This window comes from Nocardioides sp. NPDC057577 (genome assembly GCF_042801335.1).
Taxonomy (GTDB): Bacteria; Actinomycetota; Actinomycetes; order Propionibacteriales; family Nocardioidaceae; genus Nocardioides.
The window spans coordinates 1-1340 of sequence record NZ_JBHVGB010000342.1 but is presented as its reverse complement, the minus strand read 5'-3'; the positions used below and the strand labels follow the sequence as shown (position 1 = coordinate 1340).

The 1340-nt window shown below is 73.9% G+C and carries 2 protein-coding genes; both read left to right on the top strand.

Going from position 1 to position 1340, the window contains the following annotated elements; genetic code table 11:
* Positions 1–491, top strand: a 491-nt coding sequence (locus tag ACFU7D_RS29645; RefSeq protein ID WP_378874118.1) for an SAV_6107 family HEPN domain-containing protein, incomplete at its 5' end; no start/stop codon positions are given.
* Between the two features lie 49 nt (positions 492–540).
* Positions 541–1266, top strand: a complete 726-nt coding sequence (locus tag ACFU7D_RS29640) for a methyltransferase domain-containing protein (protein WP_378874116.1) — start codon at positions 541–543, stop codon at positions 1264–1266.
* Positions 1267–1340: the final 74 nt, after the last annotated feature.

Below are 1340 nucleotides of genomic sequence, written 5' to 3'. Positions count from 1 at the left end.
CGCCGGAGCCGTCCACTGCGGGGTCGACCGTGAGCGAGAAGGACGACCCGATGCATCTGCTGCCGGCCACGACGCACAGCTACCTCTTCCGAGCCACCGAGACCCTCGCGGAGGCGATCGTGGCCGACGACGTGCCGAGCAGGTACGCCATCGCTCATGTTGCCGCCCTCCAGGCCGCCGCCGCGCTGATCGCCGCCCGCGCCGACCCCGTCGAGGCCGCGAGCCGCGCCGGGCGCCGTCGTCCGTGGAACGCGTGGGTCCGGCTCAAGAAGGTCGCGCCGGAGCTCTCCGAGTGGGCCGACTACTTCGCCGCCGGCGCTGCCAAGCGTGCCGCCGCGGAGGCCGGCTCGATCCGGGCGGTCACCGCGGAGGAGGCCGATGAGCAGGTGCGTGACGCCGACCGGTTCCTCGCCGTCGTCGAGGAGTCGCTCGGGCTGGTGGCCCACACCACTGCGGCCACCCGGCTCGGGCACGACCGCCTCGTGGGCTGATTCAGGTGTGGCGTACGCAGGGTGGGAGGCAGGGCCTACGCTTGGCCCCATGTCAGCTGGCTCCGCTTCCACCAGTCGCCGGGCAGGCGCCCGGACCGTCGCCGTCTGGGACGCGCTCGACCCGGTCCTGGCCTCCGGCCCGCGCGACGTCCTCGACATCGGCGGCGGCACCGGCACCTCAGCCGTACGCATCGCCGCGCTCGGCCACCGGGTCACCGTCGTCGACCCCAGCCCCGACGCGCTGGCCGCGCTCGACCGCCGGGCCCGCGAGGCCGGGGTCTCCGTCGACGCGCGCCAGGGCGACCTGGCCGCACTCTCCGACGTCGCCGACCCCAGCGGTGCCGACGTGGTGCTCTGCCACGGCGTCCTCGAGGTCGTTCCCGACCCCGCTGCCGCACTGGCGGGGATCCGCGAGGTCCTCCGTCCCGGCGGCACGCTCAGCCTGCTGGTCGCCCAGCGCACCGCTGCGGTCCTCTCCCGTGCCCTGGCCGGCCACTTCGCGCAGGCCGCCGAGCTTCTCGACGACACCGCGCCGCAGGGACGCTCGGGGCGGCGGTTCGCGCTCGACGAGGTCACCGGGCTGCTCGAGGCGGTTGGGTTCTCGGTCACGGATGTTCGCGGGGTGCGCGTGTTCGTGGATCACGTCCCGGGGTCGCTGCTCGATGTCGACCCGGCGGCGACCTCTGCGCTGGTCGATCTCGAGCAGCGGGCTTCTACTCGCGCTGACTATCTGCCGCTGGCTTCGCAGTTGCATCTGCTCGCTTCGCTTCGCTGACGGCTCGCTTCGCTTCGCATTCGGCTCGCTTCGCTTCGCCGGGTGGCGCCGACGCGGCGCAAAGGTCCCACCTC